The sequence below is a fragment of the Kitasatospora sp. NPDC089797 genome (assembly GCF_040684795.1).
Classification (GTDB): domain Bacteria; phylum Actinomycetota; class Actinomycetes; order Streptomycetales; family Streptomycetaceae; genus Kitasatospora.
This window is the reverse complement of sequence record NZ_JBFBGS010000008.1, coordinates 144,641-167,040: the sequence shown is the minus strand read 5'-3', so window position 1 is coordinate 167,040 and position 22,400 is coordinate 144,641. Positions and strand designations below refer to the sequence as shown.

Below are 22,400 nucleotides of genomic sequence, written 5' to 3'. Positions count from 1 at the left end.
CACGTCCGGCACTGGCGCCGCTTCGGAGCCATGCGCTGCACTGGGTGCCACATTCCGTCCGTCCACCGTTCCGGAGGCCGCCGTGCTGACCCGAATCGACCACATCGGCATCGCCTGCCGAGACCTCGACAAGACGGTCGAGTTCTACCGCGCCACCTACGGCTTCGAGGTGTTCCACAGCGAGGTCAACGAGGAGCAGGGCGTGCGCGAGGCGATGCTCCGGATCAACGGGACGGACGACGGCGGCGCCTCGTACCTCCAGCTGCTGGAGCCCACCCGCCCGGACTCCACCGTCGCCAAGTGGCTGGAGAAGAACGGCGAGGGCGTCCACCACATCGCCTTCGGCACCGCCGACGTGGACGGCGATTCCGAGGCGATCCGCGACAAGGGCGTCCGGGTCCTGTACGACCGCCCGCGGACCGGCTCGATGGGCTCGCGGATCACCTTCCTGCACCCCAAGGACTGCGGCGGCGTGCTGACCGAGCTGGTCACCTCCGCCCTGCCGGGCGGGCCCGAAGGGCACTGAAACCGCCCCCGGTGCCGCCCGTCCCCGGGCGGCACACCGCGATCAGGCCCCTAGCGACCCGTCAGTAACGTGGTCCGGCAGCCGGAAAACCACCACGCGGCCATTCCCCCGCGGTGCGCTCCCACTACAATGCCCAGGTGCACGGAGACTCCGGGGGACGGAGGCGACGGGCACGGCCGATGACTGGCCTGTCCGCCCTCCGGTGGTCGGCCCGTCGCAGGGGAGTCCAGTACGCGGGCACGGCTGAACAGTCGCAAGACGGATCTGTCACCATTCTCCACAGGCAAGAGTTCGCCCAGGAGTCCACCCGGACGGGGGAACACGGCACCGCCGTGCTCCCGCAGCCAGGACTCCGACGACCGCGGCGGGCGCCCCCGGCTTGGCAGGGGGCCGTCCGGTGGCGCGGATGCAAGGACCAGTCGGACCGGAGCCCCGGACACGGGAGCCCCGGCACAGGCCGGGTCGAAGACGCGACCAGGAGATGGATGGGACCGCGGAGTGCGGGGCAACGACCGCTACGAGGTTGACGATCACCTCTCCCAGTTCGAGGCCGAGATGGGTCGGACTCGGAAGGAGCGGGACAAGGCAGTCGAGCATGCCGAGGACCTCGCCTACCAGGTGGAGGTGCTCCGGGCCAAGCTGCACGAGTCCCGGCGCATGCTTGCCCAGCCGCGCGCCTTCGACGCCGTCTCCGGCCAGGCCGAGCAGATGCTCCGCACCGCGGAGATGCAGGCCCAGCAGATGCGCGCCGACGCCGAGCGCCAGCTGCGCGACTCCCAGGCCGCGACCCAGCGGATCATGGCCGAGGCCGCCGAGCGCACCGCCAGGCTGGAGGCCGAGCTCACCGCCCGCCGCCGCCAGCTGGAGGACGAGCTCGCCGAGCTGCGCCGCTCCGCCGAGCAGCACGTCAGCGGCTGGGCCGAGCAGACCCGGGCCGGCTCCGAGCAGGAGGCCCAGCGCCTGCTCCAGGACGCCCGCGCCGAGTCCGAACGCATGGTGGCCTCGGCCCGGGCCGAAGCCACCGCCCTGGCCGACCAGGCCCGCGCCCAGACGGCCGCCGACGTGGACGCCGCCCGCGGCGAGGCCCAGGCCGCCGCCGAGGCCGCCCTGCTGAAGGCCCAGAACGACGCCGAGCGCCTGCTGCGCGCCGCCTCCGAGCACGCCCAGCAGGCCGGCGCCCAGGCCGCCGCCGACGTGGACGCGGCCCGCGGCCAGGCCCAGCTGGAGCTGGCCGCCGCCCATGCCGCCGCCGAGCAGCAGCTCGCCGCCGCGCAGGCCGAGATCAGCCGGCTCAAGGAGCACGCCGCCGCCGAACAGGCCCGCGCCGAGCAGCAGCTCGGCGCCGCGAAGGCCGAGATAGAGCGGCTGCGCGACGCGGCGATCGCCGAGGCCGAGCGCACCCGCCGGGAGGCCACCGAGCTGCGGGTGCAGGCCGAGCAGGCCGCCGAGCAGCTCCAGGCCGACGCCGAGGCCGCCGCCGAGCGCCGGGTCGCCGACGGGGAGGCCGCCACCGAGCAGCGCTCGCAGACCGCCCGGGCCGAGATCGCCCGACTGGTCGCCAACGCCACCAAGGAGTCCGAGGCCATCCGGGCCGAGGCCGAGGCGATCCGCGCCGAGGCCGCCACCCGGCAGGCCGAGGCGGACGCCGCCAAGGCCGCCGCCGCCGAGGAGGGCGAGCGGCTGCGGGCCACCGCCGAGTCGGTCGCCGCCCAGCTGAAGGCCGAGGCCGAGGCCGCGATCGCCGAGCTGCGCGCCCAGGCCGACCGGGACGTGGCCGAACTGCGCGCCCAGGCCGAGGGCGACGCCCAGCGGCTGCGCGGCGAGGCCGAGGAGGAGGGCCGGGCGGCCGGCGCCAAGGACGCCACCGTCCACCTCGCCAAGGCCGCCAAGACCGCCGAGGAGGTGCTCGGTCGGGCCAACCAGGACGCCGAGACCGCCCGCGGCGAGGCCGCGGCCGAGGCCGAGCGGATCCGCGCCGAGGCGCACGCCGAGGCCCAGCGGCTGCGCGAGCAGGCCCAGGCCGCCGTCGAGCAGGCGCAGAACGCCGCGCTGGACGACGCCGCCGCGATCCGCGAGCGGATCGAGCAGATGCAGGACGAGGCGGCCCGTCTGCGCGCCGAGGCCGAGGAGCTGCGCGCCCAGGCCGCCGCCGAGGCCGACCGGGCCCGCAGCGAGGCCCGTCGGCAGGCCGTGCTCCAGATCGAGGAGTCGGCGAAGAACGCCGAGGAACTGCTCACCAGGGCCAAGGCCGACGCGGACGAGCTGCGCGCGGGCGCGGCCGGGGAGATCGAGCGGCTGCGCGAGCAGGCCCAGGAGCAGGCCGCCGAGACCCAGGGACGGGCCGAGCAGACCCTGACCCGGGCCCGCGCCGAGGCCGCGAAGATCACCTCCGCCGCCGAGCAGCAGGGCCAGGACGCCCTGGCCGCCGCCAAGGCCGCGGCCGCCGAGAACCGCACCGCCGCCGAGCGCGAGACCGCCGAACTCCGGCGCGAAGCAACCGAGTTCGACCAGCGGGTGCGGGCCGGGGCGACCGCCGCCGCGGAGGCCGTGAGCAGCGACGCGCAGGCCGGGGCGCAGGCCGTCCGGGACACCGCGGCCGCCGACGCCGAGCGGGTGCGCGCCGAGGCCGACGCCGAGGCCGTCCGGACCCGGGGCGAGGCCGAGGCCGCCGCGAACGCACTGCGCGAGGAGAGCCGGCGCGAGCGCGAGGAGGCCTCCACCGGGCTGCGGGCCGAGCGCGAGGAGACCGCCGAACAGCTGGCCGCCGCCCGGGCCGCCCGCGAGCAGGCCGAGCAGGCCGCCGTCGAGCTCACCGAGCGCACCACCGCGGAGGCACAGGCCCGGCGCACCGACGCGGAGGCCTACGCCGACCGCGTCCGCACCGAGGCCGAACAGGCCGCCGTCGAGCTCACCGAACGCACCGAGGCCGAGACCGCCGCCCAGCGCACCGCCGCCGAACAGGCCGCGGACGAGCTGACCAGGCGCACCGCCACCGAGACGGCCGCCGTCCGCGAGGCCGCCGAGGCCTACGCCGACCGCGTCCGCACCGAGGCCGAGCAGGCCGCCACCGAACTCGCCGAGACCACCGAGGCCGAGACCACCGAGCTGCGCGAGGGCACCGACCGGTACACCGCCGAGCTGCGCGAGCTCGCCGAGCGCGAGACGACCGAGCAGCGCGCCGAGGCCGAGCAGGCCGCCGCCGAGCTGCGTGCCCTGGCCCAGCAGGAGACCGCCCGGCAGCGCGAGGACGCCGAGGCCTACGCCGACCGCCTGCGCAGCGAGGCCGAGCAGTACTCCACCGACCTGCGTGCCGAGGCGGACGAGCACTCCACCGGACTGCGCAACGAGGCCGAGCAGCACTCCGTCGAACTGCGCGCCGAGGCGGAGCAGTACGCCGTCGACCGCCGGACCGAGGCCGACGAGCTGCTGGAGCAGGCCGCCGAGGCCGCCGAGCAGCGCCGGGCCGAGGCCGCCCAGAACGCCAAGGCCACCCGGGAGAAGGCCGCCGCCGAGCTGGCGCTGGCCAACGAGCAGGCCGAGACCGTCCGGGCCGAGGCCGGCCGGGAGCTGTCCGAGGCCCGTGCCACCGCCGACGGGATCCGCGCCGAGGCCGCCGCCGAGCTGGAGCAGGCGCGCGCCGACGGAGCGGACGCGGTCGCCGCCGCCCGGGCCGAGGGCGCCGAGCTGGTCGCCGCCGCCGAGGAGGAGGCCGCCGAGGTCCGGCAGTCGGTGGCCGGCCTGCACGAGGCCGCCGCCGAGCAGATCGCCGCGCTGCGCGCCACCGCCGAGCAGGAGGCCGCGGACACCCGCGACCTGGCCGAGCGGGACGCCGCCGAGACCCGCGAGCTCGCCGACCGCGAGACCGCTGAGCAGCGCGAGCTCGCCGACCGGGAGACCACCGGACAGCGCGAGGCCGCCGACCGGTACGCCGCCGAGGTGCGCGGGCTGGCCGACCAGGAGACCGCCGAGCAGCGGGCCCGGGCCGAGGCCGAGACCACCGCCCTGCGCGAGCGGACCGAGCTGGAGCTCACCGCCGAGCGCGAGGCCGCCGAGGCCGAACTCGGCCACCTGCGCGCCGAGGCCCAGGCCTACGACGAGCAGCTGCGCGCCGAGGCCGAGGCCGAGCTGCGCGCCGCCCGGGAGAACGTGGAGCAGTTGCGCGCGGACACCGAGGCCCGGGCCGCCCGGACGATGGCCGACGCCGAGGCCCTGGGCCTGCGCACCATCGCCGACGCCGAGGAGCTGGCCGCCGGGCTGCGCGCCGAGGCCGAGGAGTACGCCCTCGCCACCCGCACCCTGGCCGACGAGTACGACAGCGCCACCCACACCCGCGCGGACGCCTACGACGCGGAGACCCGGGAGGCCGCCGAGCAGTTCGACAAGGCCACCCGGGACCAGGCCAAGTCCGTCCTGGAGCGGGCCTTCGCGGACGCCGAGTCGCTCGGCGAGGACGCCCAGACCACCGCGCTGGCCACCACCGCCGCCGCCGAGGAACAGGCCGACGCGATGGTCGCCGCCGCCCGCAAGGAGGCCGACCGGCTGGTCGCGGCCGGCGAGGCGGCCGGTCAGGCCGAGGTCGAGAAGGGCCGGGCCGACGCCGACGCGCTGCTCGCCGAGGCCCGCCGGGACGCCACCGCGATCCGCGAGCGCGCCGAGGAGCTGCGCGAGCGCACCGACGCCGAGGTGGAGGCGCTGCACGAGCGGGCCCGCAAGGAGAACGCGGCGGCGATGAAGTCGGCCGGCGAGCGGGTGGACGCGCTGGTGACGGCCGCCCAGGAGCAGCTGACCGAGGCCGAGGAGCAGGCGGTGGCCACCGTCGCCGAGGCCGAGGACCGTGCCGCCGCCCTGGTCGCGGCCGCCGAGGACCGCGCCGCCGAGCTCACCTCGGAGGCCTCCGCCGAGGCCAGCAAGGTCCGGCTGTCCGCCGTCCGCAAGGCCGAGGGCCTGCTCAAGGAGGCGGAGACCAAGCTCGCCAACTCCACCGAGCGGGCCGAGTCGCTGATCGAGAAGTCCGAGGCCAAGCTCCGCTCGGCCGAGGCGGAGGCCGAGGAGCGGCTCGACAACGCGGCGGCCGAGGCGGAGAAGCGGCTGCGCGACGCCGACCGCACCGCGGACGAGCAGATCGAGCTGGCGAAGGCGGAGGCCGAGCGGCTGGTGGCCGAGGCGAAGGCGGAGGCCGAACGGGTCACCGACGAGGGCCGGCGGGAGCTGGACGAGCTGGTGCGCCGCCGCAAGGACATCAACACCGAGATCTCCAGGGTCCAGGACGTGCTCTCGGCGCTGGAGGCGTTCGAGGCACCGTCACCGGTCGCCCAGGCCAACGGGGGAAACAGCACCAAGAAGGACGGGGGTGCCAAGGCCGGTGCCGGAGTTGGCTCCCCCCGGTCGGGTGGCAATCGTTCCAAGAACGCACCACCCGATTGAGCGGACATTGGCGGTCATTGTCCGTGAGACAACGGCATTTCGCCGTCGACACTCCGGTACCGTGTCAGGATTCCCTCAACCACCTCAGCGGTTTGACGACAGGAAGCCCAGAGTCCCATGAGCGACAGTCACTCCCCTCACGGCTTCGACCTGGTGCGCCGTGGGTACGAGCGCGCCCAGGTCGACGAGCGGATCACCAAGCTGGTGGCCGACCGTGACAGTGCCCTGACCAGGATCAGTGCGCTGGAGAAGCGCATCGAGGAGCTCCACCTGGAGACCCAGACCGCCCAGGCGGCGGTCGCCGAGCAGGAGCCCTCCTACGCCGGTCTCGGCGCCCGGGTCGAGAAGATCCTGCGGCTCGCCGAGGAGGAGGCCAAGGACCTGCGCGACGAGGCGCACCGCGCCTCCGAGCAGCACCGCGAGCTGGCCGAGGCCGCCGCCCAGCAGGTCCGCACCGAGGCCGAGAACTACGCCAAGGACCGCAAGGCCAAGGCGGAGGACGAGGGTCTGCGGATCGTCGACAAGGCGAAGAGCGACTCCGCCCAGCTGCGCGCCGAGGCCAACAAGGACGCCCAGAACAAGCGCGAGGAGGCGGACGCCCTCTTCGAGGAGACCCGCACCAAGGCCGCCCAGGCCGCGCTCGAGTTCGAGACGAACCTGGCCAAGCGCCGCGAGCAGTCCGAGCGCGACCTGGCCGCCCGCCAGGCGAAGGCCGAGAAGCGCCTCGCCGAGATCGAGCACCGGGCCGAGCAGCTGCGCCTGGAGGCGGAGAAGCTGCGCACCGACGCCGAGCGCCGGGCCCGCCAGACCGTCGAGACGGCCCAGCGCCAGTCCGAGGACATCGTGGCGGACGCCAACGCCAAGGCGGACCGCATCCGCAGCGAATCCGAGCGCGAGCTGGCGGCGCTGACCAACCGCCGCGACAGCATCAACGCCCAGCTGACCAACGTCCGCGAGATGCTGGCGACGCTGACCGGCGCGGCCGTGGCCGCCGCCTCGCTGCCGACCGACGACACCATGGGCGTGCCGGCCCAGCAGTCGCGCTGACGCTGCCGTACGGCGGCCGCGCGGCTGCCGCACCGCGGTCACGGAGCAGGCCCTCACCCGTCGGGGTGAGGGCCTGCCGTCGTTCTCCGTGTCATCACCTCGGGGAATTCTTTCAGCGGGGGTAGGCCCCGTCGGGGCGCTGGTGCCCGCTGCTCAGCTGGTTGCCCTCGTCGTCGGAGACGGTGCCGAACCAGGAGGTGCACCAGACCGACACCGAGTCCGGCCAGTACTGCACCTCGAAGGGGTGCCCGGAGCCGTGGTCGCCGTACGAGGTGACGATGAAGGTCTCCCCCGGGCGCAGCCAGTAGTCCTCACCGAGCGGTTCCAGGGTCAGCTCCACCAGCCCCTCGCCGCGGTTGGTGACCGGCATCCGGCCGGTGACCTCCAGGGCGGAGAAGTCCCAGCCCGCCGCGTCCGGGCTCATCCGGCGGCCACCCGGGCGAGCAGCCGGCGGACGGCGGTGTCGAACGCCCCCGGGGATTCCAGGGCGCTCAGATGGCCCACACCGGGGACGACGGTCAGTTCGGCGTCCGGGTGGGCCGCCAGCATCCGTTCGGCCTCCTCCGGCGGCACCAGGGCGTCCTGGGCGCCCGCCAGGACGGCGACCGGCACCCGGAGCCCGGCCAGGACGTCCCGGGAGTCCGGGCGGGCCGCCATGGCCCGCTGGGCCCAGGCCACGGCGGCCGGCGACGCGGCCGCCACCATCGCCTGCACCCGGTCCACCAGGTGCTGCGAGTCGGGCCCGAGCTGTCCGGCCGCCACCCGCTCGTCCAGCAGCAGCCGGACGCTGTCCCGCGCGGTGACCGCGGCGGCGATCCGCTCCCGGTCGGCCCGGGTGGTGTCGGTGTCGGCGGTGGCACGGGTGTTGGCCAGGAGCAGCCCGGACAGCCGGTCCGGATGGCGGCGGGCGAAGGCGAGCGCGACGTAGCCGCCCATGGAGAGCCCGCCGACCACGGCGCGGTCGATCCCGGCCGCGTCGAGCAGCAGCGCCAGGTCGTCGGCGACGAGGTCCAGCGAGGGCCGGTCGACGCCCAGCTCGGTGCCGCCGAATCCCCGCTGGTCGGGGGCGAGCACCCGGACCTCGTCCCCGGTGAGGCCGGGCAGCGCGTCCAGCTGGGCGGACCACATCGAGGAGTTCAACGGAAAGGCGTGCAACAGCACGAGGGGTGTTCCGGTACCGCTCTCACGGACGGAAACCGCGGAAGGGAGCTCGCTCATGCGCACACCGTATTCCGGTGGGCCCGGCAGGCCCACTCAGTGGGCCCACTCAGCGGTCCCGTTCGACGGGCCACGGCCCCCGCCATGTCCTAGCCTGACAGAGAGTAAGGGAGCGCCAATGATCGAGTTGCACGACCTGACAAAACGTTACGGCAAGACGCTCGCGGTGGACCGGCTCAGCTTCTCGGTCCCCCCGGGGGTGGTCACCGGCTTCCTCGGCCCCAACGGCGCGGGCAAGTCCACCACCATGCGCATGATCCTCGACCTGGACCGCCCGACCAGCGGCCGGGTCACCCTCGACGGCCGGCGCTACGGGCAGCTCAGCGAGCCGCTCAAGTACATCGGTGCCCTGCTGGAGGCCAAGGCCGTCCACCCCGGCCGCACCGCCCGCGATCACCTGCTCTGGCTCGCCCAGAGCAACCGGATCCCGGTCCGACGGGTGGACGAGGTGCTCGCCCTGGTCGGCCTCACCCCGGTCGCCCGCAAGCGGGCCCGCGGCTTCTCGCTCGGCATGGGCCAGCGCCTGGGCATCGCCTCCGCGCTGCTCGGCGACCCGGAGATCGTCATGTTCGACGAGCCGGTCAACGGCCTGGACCCGGAGGGCATCCTCTGGATCCGCAACCTGATGAAGCGCCTGGCCGGCGAGGGCCGCACGGTCTTCGTCTCCTCCCACCTGATGAGCGAGATGGCCGTCACCGCCGACCACCTGGTGGTCATCGGCCGGGGCCGGCTGCTCGCCGACCTGCCGATGCCGGAGTTCATCCGGCGCAACTCCCGCTCCGCCGTACGGCTGCGCACCCCGCAGCCCGAGCGCCTGCTCGACGTCCTGGCCGGCGCCGGACTGCGGCACGAACCGGGCCCGGACGGCTCCTACGAGGTGGTGGACGGCGACATCACCCGGATCGGCGAGCTGACCGCCGCGCACGGCGTGGTGCTGCACGAGCTCAGCCCGCAGCAGGCCTCGCTGGAGGAGGCGTTCATGCAGATGACCGCGGACTCGGTGGAGTACCACGCGGGCGACGGCCCGGGCCGGGACGCGGCCGGCGCGCCCGGCGAGTGGGGCGCGGGCTGGAAGGCGGACGGCACCGGGCCGACCGCGGCGGTGCAGCAGGAGGAGAACTGAGATGGCATCCTTCCCGGCGATCCTGCGCTCCGAGTGGACGAAGATCCGCAGCGTCCGCTCCACGGTCTGGACGCTCGCGCTGGCCTTCGTGGTCACGGTGGGCATCGGCGCGCTGCTGTCCCTGCTCACCAACAACAACTTCACCGAGTTCCGGCGGCACGACCAGAGCCCGTTCGACGCCACCGGTACGGCCTTCTCCGGCATCATGCTCGGCGAGCTGGCCATCATCGTCTTCGGCGTGCTGGCGATCGGCAACGAGTACAGCAGCGGCATGATCCGGGTCACCCTGGCCGCCGTCCCCCAGCGCGGCACCCTGCTGGCCGGCAAGGCGCTGGTGCTCGGCGCGCTGGCCCTCGTGGTCGCGCTGGTGACCGCCTTCGTCACCTTCTTCGTCGGCCAGGCGCTGCTGGGCGCGCACTCCACCACCCTGAGCGAGCCGAACGTGCTGCGCGCGGTGTTCGGCGCCGCGCTGTACCTGACGATGCTCTGCCTGTTCTCGGCCGGCGTCACCGCCATGCTGCACAACCAGACCCTCGCGCTCGGCGTGCTGGTGCCGTTCTTCTTCCTGCTCTCGCCGATCCTCTCGGCGGTGCCGAAGGTCAAGACCCTGGCCCACTACTTCCCCGACTACGCGGGCTCGCGCATGCTGCTGGTGTACGAGCAGAACGGCCAGCCGTACGGGCCGTGGGCGGGCTTCACGATCTGCCTGCTCTGGACCCTGGCGGCCCTGGTCGGCGGTGCGCTGGTGCTCAAGAACCGCGACGCGTAAGGGAGTTCGGGCAGCAGTCTCAGTACCGCGGAGCGCCGCGGCCTCGCAGCACGTTGGAGGCCCGGCGCTCCCGCGCTCCCCAGCACGCCCGGTGCCAGTGCCGCCGGTCGTCCACCCCGCCGCCGTGCATCGGCCAGGCCACCACGTGGCCCACTCCGGGCGGGATCTCCTGGTCGCAGCCGGGGCAGCGGTAGAACCGTCCCGACGTCCCGGCGACCGTCTGGACCACCCAGTCGTCGCCCTGGTAGTTCTCGGTGCGGCGCAGCGATCCGCCGAGCGGGGCGGCCGCCGGTTCGGCGCTCTCGCGCGGGTCGGCGCTCTTGATCCGGTTGCGGCGGGGCACGGCGGACTGCCTCTCTTCCGGGGCTCGTGGTCGTTCCAGCCTAGGGCCTGTCCCCCCGGCCCGGCGGGCGTCCGGCCTTCCGTCCCGCTTCCCGCCCGCCTCCCGCCCGGCCCCCGCCCGGCCCCCGTCCACCCCTCCGGACGGCCTCTATCACGGCCCCGAGCAGCCGTCCGGCGTTTTTGCCGAGATCCACCCGATCATCGGGGAAATTCGGGGTTCGGCGTGCCATTGGCACATGACATCGGATACCCACGAGGGGACAGGCGGGGCCCGCAGACCCTGCGTGCACCCGAGGAGGCCCCCAGGATGACCAAGACCAGCCCCCGCGCCGAGACCCGTCGGCCCGTCGGCGTACGGCCGCCCGCGCCCGGCCCGGCGCTGACCTCCGTACCCCCGCTGACCGCCGTCGCGGGCGAGCCGCTGACCGCGGTGCAGCGGGCCGGCGCACTGCCGCCGGACACCGCACCGGTACGGGTCGGCGCGTTCCTGTTGTCCGCCCAGTTCCCCGGGCAGAGCCACGGCGAGGCGCTGGAGCGCACCGTCCGGGCCGCCGTCGAGGCCGAGCGCGCGGGCCTGGACAGCGTCTGGCTGGCCGAGCACCACTTCGTCCCGTACGGGGTCTGCCCGGACGCCGCGACCCTCGCCGCGCTGCTGCTCGGCCGCACCCGGCGGATCGGCGTCGGCACGGCGGTCAGCGTGCTCTCCACCGGCCACCCGGTGGCACTCGGCGAACAGGCCGCGCTGCTGCACCTCACCTCCGGCGGGCGCTTCACGCTCGGGGTGGGCCGCGGCGGGCCGTGGATCGACCTGGACGTGTTCGGCAGCGGCCTGGACGCCTTCGAGAACGGCTTCCCGGAACGGCTGGACCTGCTGCTGCGCTGGCTGCGCGGCACCCGGGTCGGCGCGGACGGGCCGCAGTTCGCCTTCCCGGAGGTGGCGGTGGTGCCGCAGGCCACCGAGCCGCTGCGCCGTCCCGGCCTGGGCAGTTGGCTCGGCCTGGACGAACCCGGCGGCCCGGTGCGCTTCCCGCGCCAGCGCCTGGACACCGACGCGCTCGCCGCCGACACCGCCGACGGCGAACTCATCGCCGCCGGAAGGCCGGTGGCCGGACCGCCGGTCGTGGTGGCCTGCACCTCCCCGGGCGGTGTGCGGCTGGCCGCCGAACGCGGCCTGCCGATGCTGCTCGGCATGCACTCCGGCGACGACGACAAGCTGCGGATGCTGGAGCTCTACCGGGCCGCCTGGCTGGCCGCCGGGCGCGGCGAGGAGCAACTGCGGCGGGTGACCCGCCAGCACGTCGCGGCCGGGGTGGCCCAGGTGGACGACCGCACCTCCGCCGCCCGGGCCACCCTGCTGAGCGCGATGCCCGGCTGGTTCGCGTACGGGCTCGGCGCCCACCGCACCGTGGACGGCCGCGAGCGCACGATGCGCGACCCGCACCAGTACACCGAACTCCTCTGCGACCTGCACGCGGTGGGCACCCCGAGGCAGTGTGCCGACCGGCTGCTGGCCACCGCCGAGCGCACCGGCATCCGGCGGTTCGCCCTGCTCGCGGAGGGCAGCGGCGACCGCGAGGCGACCCTGCACAACATCGCCCGGCTCGGCTCCGAGGTGCTGCCGCAACTGGGTTGAGCCCCGGGCCGGGCCCCGGCCGCCGTCCCTCCCCCCGCACCGGGGGACGGCGGCGGCCGGTCAGGGCCGGATCAGCAGTCCCGCAGTTCCTCGGACTGGTTGAGCAGCTGCTCCCGGACGGAGGTGAAACGGTCGTACCGGGCCTCGTTGGCGTCCGACGGCAGGAACACCGCCACCCGGTGACAGTTCTGGAACGCCAGCCGGACCCCGAAGTGGCGCTGCAGGGCGCCCCGGATGGCGTCGCTGGCCAGGGCGCGCAGCAGCTGGCCACGGGCCTGCTCGCTGGGCGGCGGTACCTGGTTGTCGGCGAAGTCGGTGCCGTCGACCTTCGCCTGGGCGACCAGCGAGCTGATCAGGTCCCAGGCGTAGGGGAGCGAGACGCGGACGCAGTCGACGAATTCCCGCTCGTCGACCTCGCCCCGCTCGGCCTTCTCCAGCAGGGCCGGTGAGACGTCGAGCGACATGGGTTCTCCTCTCGCGGACCACCCGCGCGGCGCCCGGGTGGTCATGCGTAGTCCAAGCTCACAGTGAGGGTGGGCGAATCGCAGATGGCGTCCGGAACACCGTGGGACGGGGGTTTCCGGCACCGGTTGCGAAGGCGGCGGCGCCACGGGACGTGACGTCCTGAACACCGACCGCGTCAGAACAGCGTGGCAGTCAACGGCGGAGCAGGGCGGTCGTTCCTACGGATTGCTCCGGAAACATGCTGTGGTGCACCACATTGGCCTGATCCTGTCGGATCGTTCATCTGAAGTCTCCATCCCCGTTGACAGCGACCCCGCATCCGTGGCGTCACACACCGTAGCGACCCTGGGGGGCGTACGCCAGAGCGCGACGAGCGGAGCCGGGATCGCCGAACCTCCATGTTCGCGGGGTTCGCGTCGTCTTCACCCGGTCGTCGCGGAATCGCATCAACTGGCCCCGGTGGGCTAGCGTGGTCGACCGTGCGTCTCGTAATTGCCCGCTGCTCAGTCGACTATGCCGGTCGGCTCTCCGCCCATCTGCCCTCCGCCACCAGGCTCATCCTGGTCAAGGCCGACGGCAGCGTCAGCATCCACGCCGACGACCGCGCCTACAAGCCGCTGAACTGGATGTCCCCGCCGTGCGCCCTCAAGGAGGCCGACGGGGTCTGGACGGTGGAGAACAAGGCCGGCGAGAAGCTCATCATCACGCTGGAGGAGGTGCTGCACGACTCCTCCCACGAACTCGGGGTGGACCCGGGCCTGATCAAGGACGGCGTCGAGGCCCACCTCCAGGAGCTGCTCGCGGACCGGATGGAGGTGCTCGGTGCCGGCTGGTCGCTGATCCGCCGCGAGTACATGACCGCGATCGGCCCGGTCGACATCCTCTGCCGCGACGCCGACGGCGCCACGGTCGCCGTCGAGATCAAGCGCCGCGGTGAGATCGACGGCGTCGAGCAGCTCACCCGCTACCTCGAACTCCTCAACCGGGACCCGCTACTGGCCCCGGTCAAGGGCGTCTTCGCCGCGCAGGAGATCAAGCCCCAGGCCCGCGTGCTGGCCACCGACCGGGGCATCGGCTGCGTGGTGCTGGACTACGACGAGCTGCGCGGCATCGACGACGACAAGCTCAAGCTGTTCTGACCGGTCAGTTCGGGGTCGCGGCCGGACTACTGGGCGCGCCACTCGAACTGGCCGACCCGGTCGAGGTCGGACTCGGCTTGGGTGTCTGGCTGGGGCTCGGGTTCTCCGTCGGCGAGGGCGACTGAGTACCGCCCCCGCCGCTGCCGCCGCCCGGACCGCCGGGCTTCGGCCCGGACGGCTGCGTCGGCGGCTGCGACCGGCCCGGCTCGGGCGACTGCGGCTGCCCCGGCGGGGTGTCCGCCCCGGTGGCCCCCGGCGAGGTGCTCGGCCGCTTGGACGGCGAGGCGCTCGGCGAGTGCGACGCGCTGCCGCTCGCCGAGGGTTCCGGACTGCCGCCCGTCGCCGTCGGAGCGCCGGGCTCGGCGGCGCCCGTCCCGGCCGGGCTCGGGCTGCCGTCCGCGGAGGGCAGCGGCAGCGGCGCGTTCCCGGTGTCGCCGACCTGGTCCAGCCGCCCGTGCGGGTCGTTGCCCTTGTGCTCGTCGGGCCCGGCGAGGGTCATCGCCACCGCCGTACCGAGCACCCCGAAGGTGAGCAGGGCCGCGGAGGCCACCACCACCCGGCGCCGCCTCCCGTTGCGGGCCTTCAAGCCGGCGGGCACCCGGGCGGCGATCTTGCGGATCACCGGACCGCGGCCCGGCGCCGCCGCGGCGGGCGCGGCGGGCGGCAGCTGCCGGCCGTCGGCGCGCAGCAGGTCGAGCATCCGGCGCGCGGCGGCCACCCCGCGCTGCTCCCCGGCGGCGGCCCGCAGGGTGAGCGCGCTCTCCAGTTCGGCCATCGCCCGGGAGGGCTGCCGCACGCAGATCGCGTACACGCCCGCCTCGTGGTGGAACCAGGCCTGGTCGACGGTCGAGCCGGTCCGCCGGGCCGCCTCCAGGCCGAGTTGGAGCACCCGCTCCCAGGCGCCCCAGCGCAGCGCCAGCGCCAGCGCGGGCGCCGCCGCCCGGGCCAGCCGGACCACCGCCTCGTGCCGCCCGGCGGTGCGGTCCGCGAGCAGCACGCCGACCAGCACCTCGGCCTCGGCGGCGACCTGCGCCAGCGACACCGAGCTGTGCCCGACCCACCAGGCGAAGTGCTGGGCGGCGCCGTCGGCGCAGCCGCGGGCCGGCCAGTGCGGGGCGAGCAGGTCGAGCGCCCCGGCGGTCAGCCGGTGGTGGCCGCCGATGGACACCGCGAGCCCGGCGTCGGCGAGTTCGGCGAGCGCGCTCTCGCCCTGGCCGACGTCGATCAGCGCGGGCAGGTGCGGCGCGGTGGGGCATTCGCCGCCGAGCGCGACGGCCAGTCGGAGCACGGCCTGGGCGGACTCGCCGAGCCCCTCGGCGAGCCGGACGGCGGGCGAGGCGGTCTCGGCGACCGAGGGCAGCGGCACGGTGCGCCGCAGCGCGTTCTCCCGGACCGCCGGGTCGGGGTCGTGGACGGGCTCCTCGACGGCGCCGAAGACGTCCCGCCGGTCGTCCTCGGCGGCGACCAGCGCGTCCACCGAGACGTCCCGCTGGCGCAGCAGCGCGGCGGCCTGGACGAAGCGCAGCGGCAGGCCCTCGGACTCGAACCAGAGGTCGACCGCCCAGGCCTTCTCCGCTACGTCCAGCGGCCGGCCGGCCAACCGGCCGGTGAGGGCCAGGCAGGCGGCCCGGGAGAGCCCGGGGACGAGGTGGTCCCGCAGCCGGGAGCCGGCGGGCAGTTGCGGGGCGGCGGGCGCGACCGAGATCAGGAAGCCGCAGCCGGGGGCGGCGGCGAGCAGTTCCTCCAGCTCGGGGCCGACCGGCTCGGCCCCGTCGATCACGACGACCGCGCGGACCCCGGCGAGGTGGACCGCCAGTTGGCCGGGGTCGGGCCGGTAGCCGGGGGCGTGGTGGGTGGCGGTGAAGAGGTCCTGGAGCAGGTCGGCGGCGGTGCGGCGGTGTCCGCAGAGCTGGACGACACCGCCGGGGGCGAGGTCCGCGGCGGCCTCGGCGACGGCCGACAGCAGGGTGCTGCGGCCCGAGCCGGCCTGGCCGACCAGGCGTATCGAGCGGCCCTCGGCGAGCAGGCCGAGCAGTTCGGCGATGTCGGCCTCGCGGTCGAGCAGCGGCAGATCGGTGGGACCGGCTCCGAGGGCCAGCGGGCCGACCGCCCGGCCGACGCCGCCGACCGGGCCGCGGGCGGGCTCGCTGCGTTCGATCCGGCGGGGGCGCGGCCGCCACTCCTCGGGACACGGTCGGGCCTCGGAGCCGTCCGGGGCGCCGACGCCGACCAGCAGGGCGCCGGAGACCAGTTCGCCGCCGCGGCTGCGGGCGGCCTCCTGCCGGAACTCCCCGGATGGCTGTGCCACGTTCTGCTCCGCATCGTGTTCGGCCGCCGGCGCCCCGCGCCGACCGGCACACGTCTCGGTCGCGGCCGCGGGCGGGCTGGGCACAGCCGGCCCCGGGCGGCCGTCATCTGACGGGCAGACTCTTGCACATCCGGGCCCGGCCGCGCAGTGCGGACCGGGTGCGGGGTGGGTGAAGGCCCGCCGGGCGTGCGGCGGCGGTCGCGCGCCGGTCCGTGCGCGGCCGGGGGCGTGTCCGGTCGTTCGACCGGCGCCCGGCGGGGACGCGCGCCCCCTCGGAGCTCCCCTGCGGAGGTCGCCCGCGGAAGGCTCCGTCGCGGACGGCGCCACGGGACCGGGCCGGATGACCCGTCAGACGACGGGCATCTCGGCGATCCCGCCGTCGACGGCGAGGATCCGGTGCAGCTTGGTGGCCACCAGCAGCCGCTGGAGCTGCGCGGGCACGGACCGCAGCACCAGCCGGCGGCCGATCCGGCCCGCCCGCCGGTGGGTGCCCATGATCACGCCGAGGCCGGTGGCGTCCCAGAACTCCAGCCGGCCGAGGTCCAGCACGAGGTCACCGAGGCCGCCGTCGACGGCCTGGTGCAGCCGGGCCCGCGCGTCGGCGGCGGTGCGCACGTCGAGGCGGCCTTCGATGGCCAGCGCCGTGTGGTCGCCGGTGATGCGCATGCTCTCCTCCTTCGCCTGGGTGGCCTGCTCGGGGTGGTCCGCCGGGGCCGCGACGGGCTCGGAGGCGGGGGTCGGGGTTCTGGGCGGAACGCCTGGGACGGCTCGGTCCGCGCCCGGCCCCGGTCGGAACGCCGGGTTCCCTCATCTGACGGTGGAGCAGCGCCGCAGGTTGCTGGTTCCCGACCTGATCTGAAGCAACTTCACTCGTCCGAGGGAATATACGCAGGTACTCTCCACACCTACGCTCGATTACCGCCCAAATCACCCGTCTGCGGCACCCGGCGTGAGGAAACTCACCCGCCCCGGCACGGTGGGCCGCACGACGCTCCGATCGCCCGGCCCACCAGGCCGTTCAGGCCCGCGGGGTCACTTGCCCTCGTACGGGTAGAAGCCGCGGCCGCTCTTGCGGCCGAGGTCGCCGGCGGTGACCATCCGGGCCATGATCTCCGGGGCGGCGAACTTCTCGTCCTGGGTCTCGGTGTAGATGTTCCGGGCGGCGTGCAGCAGGATGTCCACGCCGGTCAGGTCGGCGGTCTCCAGCGGGCCCATCGCGTGGCCGAAGCCGAGGCGGCAGGCGGTGTCGATGTCCTCGGCGGTGGCCACGCCCGACTCGTACAGCTTGGCGGCCTCGACGACCAACGCGGTGATCAGGCGGGTGGTGATGAAGCCGGCCACGTCGCGGTTGACCACCACGACGTCCTTGCCGACGCCCTCGGCGAAGGCGCGGGCGGCGGCGAGCGCCTCGTCGCCGGTCTTGTAGCCGCGGACCAGCTCGACCAGCTTCATCATCGGGACGGGCGAGAAGAAGTGGACGCCGACGACCGACTCCGGCCGCCCGGTGACGGCGGCGATCCGGGTGATCGGGATGGCGGAGGTGTTGGAGGCCAGCACGGCGCCGTCCTTGGCGAGCTTGTCCAGCTCGCGGAAGACGCCCTCCTTGACCTCCAGGTTCTCGAACACCGCCTCGACCACGATGTCGGCCCCGGCGACGGCGCCCAGGTCGGTGGTGGTGGTGATCCGGCCCAGCGCGGCCTCGGCGTCCTCGGCGCTCATCCGGCCCTTGGCGACGAACTTCCCGTACGAGGCGCGGATGCCGTCGAGGCCGCGCCGCAGCGCCTCCTCGGTCACGTCCCGCAGCACCACCGGGTGGCCGGCCTGCGCGGACACCTGGGCGATGCCGGCGCCCATCAGGCCGGCACCGATCACGGCGATCTGCTTGCTGGACGCATTGCTCATGGCTGGGTCTCCCGATGCCGTCGCCGCCCCGCGGGCGGGCCCTGAAGGCGGCTCAGGGCAGGGATCGCCCACCGGGAGCCGCGTTGCTCTGGCGCGGACTCTAATGCCCAGAACGCCCCCGCAATAGCAATCGGGAGTGTGATCTGCAACCGACCTGGTCAGGTGACCAGGATGCTCGTCAGATGGTCAGACCGAGGTCCTGGGCCAGGATCGCCGCCTGCACCCGGCTGCGCAGCCCCAGCTTCGCCAGGATCCGGCTGACGTGGGTCTTCGTGGTCGCCTCCGCCATCTCCAGCCGGGCCGCCACCTCGCCGTTGGACATCCCGGCGCCGAGGCAGGCCAGCACCTCTCGCTCGCGCCCGGTCAGCCCCTCGACCGCGCTCCGGGCCTCCGGGCCGACCGGCCGGCCGGGGCGGGCGAAGGCCCCGATCAGCCGCCTGGTCACCGAGGGCGCCAGCATGCCGTCCCCGCGCGCCACCGTGCGGATGCCCTCGACCAGGGTGTCCGCCTCCAGGTCCTTCAGCAGGAACCCGGCGGCGCCGGCCCGCAGCGCCCCGTACACGTACTCGTCCAGGTCGAAGGTGGTCAGCACCAGCACCTGGGCGGCCCCGGCCGCGACCACCTGCCGGGTAGCCGAGACGCCGTCCAGCCGGGGCATCTGCACGTCCATCAGGACGACGTCCGGCCGCAGCTCCAGTGCCAGCCGGACGGCCTCCTCCCCGTCCGCCGCCTGCCCGACCACCTCGAACCCGGGCTCGGCGCGCAGGATCATCACCAGCGCCGCCCGCACCGCCGCCTGGTCCTCGGCCACCAGCACCCGGATCGTCATTCCCGTCCCTCGCTCTCCCGGCCGCGCGGCAGCACCGCGCGCACGCTCCAGTACCCGTCCCGCGGCCCGGCCTCGAAACTGCCGCCGAGCAGCCCGGCCCGCTCCGCCATGCCCACCAGCCCGGCCCGGGCGCCGGGCAGTCCGCGGCCCGGCCCGCCGCGGTACGGGCTGTCGACCGTGATCCGCAGCTCCTCCGGGCCGAACTCCAGCCGCAGCGCGACCAGTCCGGGCCCGGCGTGCTTGAGCGCGTTGGTCAGCGACTCCTGCACGATCCGGTACGCGGCCAGCCCGACCGGCACCGGGACGGCGCCGCGCTCACCGCGCTCGGTCAGCTCGAAGTCCAGCCCGACGTCCTGCCCGGCCGCCCGGGCCTTGGCCAGCAGCGCGTCCACCGCGGCCAGGTCGGGCGCGGCGTACGACTCGTCGGCCTCGCCCCCGCCGCTGTCCCGGAGCAGTCCGATCATGCGACGCATTTCGGCCAATCCCTGGACGCTGTTCTCCCGGATCACCGCCAGCACCTCGACCAGCGGATCGTCCGCCGGCAACTCCCGCCGCCGGGCCACCGATTGGGCACCGGTGGCGTGGATCGCGATCGCCGACAGGTGGTTGGCCACCACGTCGTGCAACTCCCGTGCCATCCTGGCTCGTTCGGCGCCGACCGCCTCACGCCGGTCCATCTCCGAGAGCAGCGCGGTCTGCTCCGCCCGCAGCCGCTCGGCCTCCGCCGCCTCCCGGTGCCGGCGCACCACGTCCCCGGTCCACACCGGCCCCAGGAAGACCAGCGCGCCGATCACCACGATCAGCAGCCCCGCCGAGGTGCCGGCCGCGTACCAGGTCAGGCTGGAGAGCACCAGCACGGTCGCCCCACCGGTCAGGTGCAGCACCCGGGACATCCGGCGGCTGCCGTAGAGCACCGCCGCGTACAGCAGGTCGGTGTACATGATCGTGGTCGCCAGCAGACTGCCCGCGAACACGTTCCCGGCGAAGGCCAGCCCGCCGAGCGTCACCGCCAGCACCGGCCGGGTGCGCCGGACCAGCTCCAGCCCGGCCGTCACCAGCAGCGGCAGCAGCACCCCCCACAGCGGCACCCGGCCCGGCCGGTCGTACACCCCGAACACGATCAGCACCACACCGCCGAGCAGCCCGCAGAGGGCGATCAGCTGGTCCTGCCGGTGCGGAGGGAGAACGGGGAGGGCGGGGAAGGCGCGGGGCACACCACCATCCCACCATCCCCGGCGGCCCACCCGGCTCAGGTCCGCGGAGGAGGTCGCTACATCGAAAGGTGCAGGCCGGGACGGCACCGCACGACGACGACACCGGCGCCCCCGCGGAGCAGGCTGGACCACGTGATCGTCACCTTCATCGTCGCGGCCGAGATCTCCTGGTGGATCGTGCTCGGCCTCGCCCTCTCCGCCCGCTACCTGCTGCGGTGGCGCCGCACCAGCACCGCGCTGCTGCTCGGCCTGCCGGTCGTGGACCTGGTCCTGTACGCGCTCACCGTGCTCGACCTGCGCGGCGGCACCGAGGCGGGCTGGACCCACGCGCTGGCCGCGAGCTACGCCGGCTTCTCGGTCGGCTACGGCCCCTCCCTGGTGGCCTGGGCCGACCGGCACTTCCTGCACCGCTTCGCCCACGGCCCCAAGCCCCAGCCGTCCCCCAAGTACGGCCCGGAGCGGACCGCGTACGAGTGGCAGATCGCCAAGCGGACGGTCGTGTCGGCCGTGATCACCCTGGGGCTGATCTCCCTGCTCGTCCCGCTCTCGGCGGGCGCCGCCCACTTCGGCACCTTCGCCCAGTGGTACTGGAAGCTGGGGCTCGCCGCCGTGGTCAACGTGGTCGTGGCCGGCTGCTACTCGATCTGGCCGAAGCAGCCGCCGGCCGCCGAGCGGTAGCGCCGGACCCGGGCCCTGCGGGCTCCTAGCGGTTCTCCCCCGGCACCCAGAGCACGTCACCGCGCTCCTTGTTGGCCACCCGGGCCAGGATGAACAGCAGGTCGGACAGCCGGTTGAGGTACTTGGCGGTCAGCGGGTTGACGCCGTCCCCGTACTCGGCGATCGCCGCCCAGGTCGAGCGCTCGGCCCGCCGCACCACCGTGCAGGCCAGGTGCAGGTGGGCCGCGCCGGGCGTGCCGCCGGGCAGGATGAAGCTGCGCAGCTTCTCGACCTGCTCCAGGTAGTGGTCGCAGTCCCCCTCCAGCCGGTCGATGTAGGACTGCAGCACCCGCAGCGGCGGGTACTTCGGGTCCTCGACCACCGGTGTGGACAGGTCGGCGCCGACGTCGAACAGGTCGTTCTGGACCCGGACCAGCACGGTCGCCACGTCCTCCGCCAACCCGCCGACCGCCAGGGCGACCCCGATCGCCGCGTTCGCCTCGTTGGCGTCGGCGTACGCCATCAGCCGCGGATCGGTCTTGGTGGTCCGGCTCATGTCGCCGAGCGCGGTGGAGCCGTCGTCCCCGGTACGGGTGTAGATGCGCGTCAGATTGACCATGCGGCCAGCCTAGCGGCCGGGTTAGGCGACGTTAACCCCGTCCCGAGGGTCCCGCCGCTACGCGACGTTGACCCGCTGCCCCGGCGGGGCCGCCTCCAGCCAGGCCAGGAAGCCGGTGAGCGCGTCCTCGCTCATCGCCAGCTCCAGCGGCGCCCCGTTGTGCAGGCAGCGCAGCACCACCGAGCCGGAGAGCAGTGCCAGCTCCTCCTGGCCCTCCGGGTAGCGCCGGCCGAGCACCTCGATCTCCCGCCGCGGCAGCACCTTGCGCGGGCGCGGGGCGTACGAGAAGACCCGGAACCACTCGATCGAGTCGCCGCTGTACCGGCCGATACCAAAAACCCACCCCTTGCCGTCGGTCGGGGGGACCGGGGCTGAGGTGGGCTTGCCGTTCTCGTCGAGGTCGGGCTGCGTCGAGGCGTCGGCGGGCATTTTGAGCCGGTAACTGCAGTCGAACGTGCCGCCGACCCGCTGGATCAGGCGGCGGCGTACGGCGAAGGCCATCAGGCCGATCACTCCCAGCGCCACGACCGCCGCACACACCACAAGCGCGAGGACCATGCTCACCTACCTCCTCGCTACCCGCGTTCCCCGTTTACGGTCGTCCCGGACGACCGCGCTGACCTACCAACTACGACGACAGTCCCGGGGTCACGCTCGCGCGTCCCCGGGACCGTCGGTCGACCCCGCTAAGCCGGGGTCAGGCACACTCAGGCGTGGGCCTTGAGGCCGCGCGCCGCGAACAGCCGGACCTCGGCGCGGCGCTCGGCGTGCGCGTCGGTGTCGGACTTGGCCTGCTCCAGCGCGCGCTCGGCACGCGCGACATCGATCTCGTCCGCCAGCTCGGCGATCTCCGCGAGCAGAGACAGCTTGTTGTCGGCGAAGGAGATGAAGCCGCCGTGCACCGCGGCGATGACGGTGCCGCCGTCCACCGTGCGGATGGTGACCGGACCGGTCTCCAGCACGCTCAGCACCGGGGTGTGGCCCGGCATGATGCCGGTGTCACCGGAGGCCGTACGGGCGACGACGATGGTGGCCGCACCGGACCACACCTTGCGGTCGGCTGCGACCAGCTCGACGTGCAGCTCAGCCAACGTGGGCTCCTAGGCTCATGCAACCCCCGATTACTCGGGAGTTTCGGTAAGAATAACGGCCCCGCGCCCCCGGCATGAAACCGGCGGCACGGAT

Annotated in this window: 20 protein-coding genes; 8 read left to right on the top strand and 12 right to left on the bottom strand. The window is 74.6% G+C overall.

What is annotated here, in order from left to right:
• Positions 1-82: 82 nt before the first annotated feature.
• The 3 genes from mce to AB0O91_RS08820 all read left to right on the top strand — a co-directional run bounded on the left by mce (position 83) and on the right by AB0O91_RS08820 (position 6,997).
• Positions 83-526, top strand: a complete 444-nt coding sequence (gene mce / locus AB0O91_RS08830) for a methylmalonyl-CoA epimerase (protein ID WP_363429403.1) — start codon at positions 83-85, stop codon at positions 524-526.
• A 498-nt stretch (positions 527-1,024) separates the two neighbouring features.
• Positions 1,025-5,950, top strand: a complete 4,926-nt coding sequence (locus tag AB0O91_RS08825) for a hypothetical protein (protein WP_363429401.1) — start codon at positions 1,025-1,027, stop codon at positions 5,948-5,950.
• Between the two features lie 117 nt (positions 5,951-6,067).
• Positions 6,068-6,997 carry a cellulose-binding protein gene (locus tag AB0O91_RS08820; RefSeq protein ID WP_350512021.1) on the top strand — a complete coding sequence of 310 codons (930 nt, stop codon included), beginning with the start codon at positions 6,068-6,070 and terminating at the stop codon, positions 6,995-6,997.
• Between the two features lie 112 nt (positions 6,998-7,109).
• On the opposite strand, the gene AB0O91_RS08815 is transcribed toward AB0O91_RS08820, so the two are convergent.
• Positions 7,110-7,421 (bottom strand): hypothetical protein, encoded by a 312-nt coding sequence (locus AB0O91_RS08815; RefSeq protein ID WP_033350312.1) that lies wholly within the window; start codon positions 7,419-7,421, stop codon positions 7,110-7,112.
• Positions 7,418-8,215, bottom strand: coding sequence for an alpha/beta hydrolase (locus AB0O91_RS08810; RefSeq protein WP_363429398.1), 798 nt, complete (start codon positions 8,213-8,215; stop codon positions 7,418-7,420). The genes AB0O91_RS08815 and AB0O91_RS08810 overlap by 4 nt, the downstream gene beginning before the upstream one ends.
• 118 nt (positions 8,216-8,333) lie before the next feature.
• Between AB0O91_RS08810 and AB0O91_RS08805 the strand changes: the two genes are divergently transcribed.
• Together AB0O91_RS08805 and AB0O91_RS08800 are read left to right on the top strand one after the other, a co-directional pair.
• The gene (locus AB0O91_RS08805) at positions 8,334-9,338 is read left to right on the top strand and encodes an ATP-binding cassette domain-containing protein (RefSeq protein WP_363429396.1); all 1,005 of its coding nucleotides are present in this window, start codon (positions 8,334-8,336) and stop codon (positions 9,336-9,338) included.
• Between the two features lies 1 nt (position 9,339).
• Positions 9,340-10,107, top strand: coding sequence for an ABC transporter permease subunit (locus tag AB0O91_RS08800; RefSeq protein WP_363429394.1), 768 nt, complete (start codon positions 9,340-9,342; stop codon positions 10,105-10,107).
• Between the two features lie 19 nt (positions 10,108-10,126).
• On the opposite strand, the gene AB0O91_RS08795 is transcribed toward AB0O91_RS08800, so the two are convergent.
• Positions 10,127-10,450: an ATP/GTP-binding protein gene (locus tag AB0O91_RS08795; protein ID WP_363429392.1), complete on the bottom strand. Its 324-nt coding sequence runs from the start codon at positions 10,448-10,450 to the stop codon at positions 10,127-10,129.
• Between the two features lie 306 nt (positions 10,451-10,756).
• On the opposite strand from AB0O91_RS08795, the gene AB0O91_RS08790 reads away from it, so the two are divergent.
• Positions 10,757-12,082, top strand: a complete 1,326-nt coding sequence (locus AB0O91_RS08790; protein ID WP_363429390.1) for an LLM class flavin-dependent oxidoreductase — start codon at positions 10,757-10,759, stop codon at positions 12,080-12,082.
• A 71-nt stretch (positions 12,083-12,153) separates the two neighbouring features.
• Here AB0O91_RS08790 and AB0O91_RS08785 read toward each other — a convergent pair whose 3' ends face one another.
• Complete coding sequence (locus tag AB0O91_RS08785; RefSeq protein ID WP_359828614.1) at positions 12,154-12,546, bottom strand: SCO5389 family protein; 393 nt, start codon at positions 12,544-12,546, stop codon at positions 12,154-12,156.
• A gap of 480 nt (positions 12,547-13,026) precedes the next feature.
• On the opposite strand from AB0O91_RS08785, the gene nucS reads away from it, so the two are divergent.
• Positions 13,027-13,686, top strand: a complete 660-nt coding sequence (gene nucS / locus AB0O91_RS08780) for an endonuclease NucS (RefSeq protein WP_363429387.1) — start codon at positions 13,027-13,029, stop codon at positions 13,684-13,686.
• 4 nt (positions 13,687-13,690) lie between these two features.
• Here the strand turns inward: nucS and AB0O91_RS08775 are convergent, their stop codons facing one another.
• From AB0O91_RS08775 to AB0O91_RS08755, 5 genes are all read right to left on the bottom strand, one after another.
• Complete coding sequence (locus tag AB0O91_RS08775; RefSeq protein WP_363429385.1) at positions 13,691-15,994, bottom strand: ATP-binding protein; 2,304 nt, start codon at positions 15,992-15,994, stop codon at positions 13,691-13,693.
• A 348-nt stretch (positions 15,995-16,342) separates the two neighbouring features.
• The gene (locus AB0O91_RS08770) at positions 16,343-16,660 is read right to left on the bottom strand and encodes an STAS domain-containing protein (protein ID WP_363429383.1); all 318 of its coding nucleotides are present in this window, start codon (positions 16,658-16,660) and stop codon (positions 16,343-16,345) included.
• A 366-nt stretch (positions 16,661-17,026) separates the two neighbouring features.
• Positions 17,027-17,896, bottom strand: a complete 870-nt coding sequence (locus tag AB0O91_RS08765) for a 3-hydroxyacyl-CoA dehydrogenase family protein (protein ID WP_363429381.1) — start codon at positions 17,894-17,896, stop codon at positions 17,027-17,029.
• Between the two features lie 178 nt (positions 17,897-18,074).
• Positions 18,075-18,725, bottom strand: coding sequence for a response regulator transcription factor (locus AB0O91_RS08760; protein ID WP_363429379.1), 651 nt, complete (start codon positions 18,723-18,725; stop codon positions 18,075-18,077).
• Positions 18,722-19,939 carry a histidine kinase gene (locus AB0O91_RS08755; protein WP_363429377.1) on the bottom strand — a complete coding sequence of 406 codons (1,218 nt, stop codon included), beginning with the start codon at positions 19,937-19,939 and terminating at the stop codon, positions 18,722-18,724. The genes AB0O91_RS08760 and AB0O91_RS08755 overlap by 4 nt, the downstream gene beginning before the upstream one ends.
• 132 nt (positions 19,940-20,071) lie before the next feature.
• Here AB0O91_RS08755 and AB0O91_RS08750 point away from each other — a divergent pair, with 132 nt between their 5' ends.
• On the top strand, positions 20,072-20,617 hold the full coding sequence (locus tag AB0O91_RS08750; RefSeq protein WP_363429375.1) for a hypothetical protein: 546 nt from the start codon (positions 20,072-20,074) through the stop codon (positions 20,615-20,617).
• 25 nt (positions 20,618-20,642) lie between these two features.
• On the opposite strand, the gene AB0O91_RS08745 is transcribed toward AB0O91_RS08750, so the two are convergent.
• The 3 genes from AB0O91_RS08745 to AB0O91_RS08735 form a co-directional block, all read right to left on the bottom strand.
• The gene (locus tag AB0O91_RS08745) at positions 20,643-21,215 is read right to left on the bottom strand and encodes a cob(I)yrinic acid a,c-diamide adenosyltransferase (RefSeq protein WP_363429373.1); all 573 of its coding nucleotides are present in this window, start codon (positions 21,213-21,215) and stop codon (positions 20,643-20,645) included.
• Positions 21,216-21,272: 57 nt separating this feature from the next.
• On the bottom strand, positions 21,273-21,773 hold the full coding sequence (locus tag AB0O91_RS08740; RefSeq protein WP_030057523.1) for a DUF2550 domain-containing protein: 501 nt from the start codon (positions 21,771-21,773) through the stop codon (positions 21,273-21,275).
• A gap of 149 nt (positions 21,774-21,922) precedes the next feature.
• Positions 21,923-22,306, bottom strand: a complete 384-nt coding sequence (locus AB0O91_RS08735; protein ID WP_350512005.1) for a F0F1 ATP synthase subunit epsilon — start codon at positions 22,304-22,306, stop codon at positions 21,923-21,925.
• Positions 22,307-22,400: the final 94 nt, after the last annotated feature.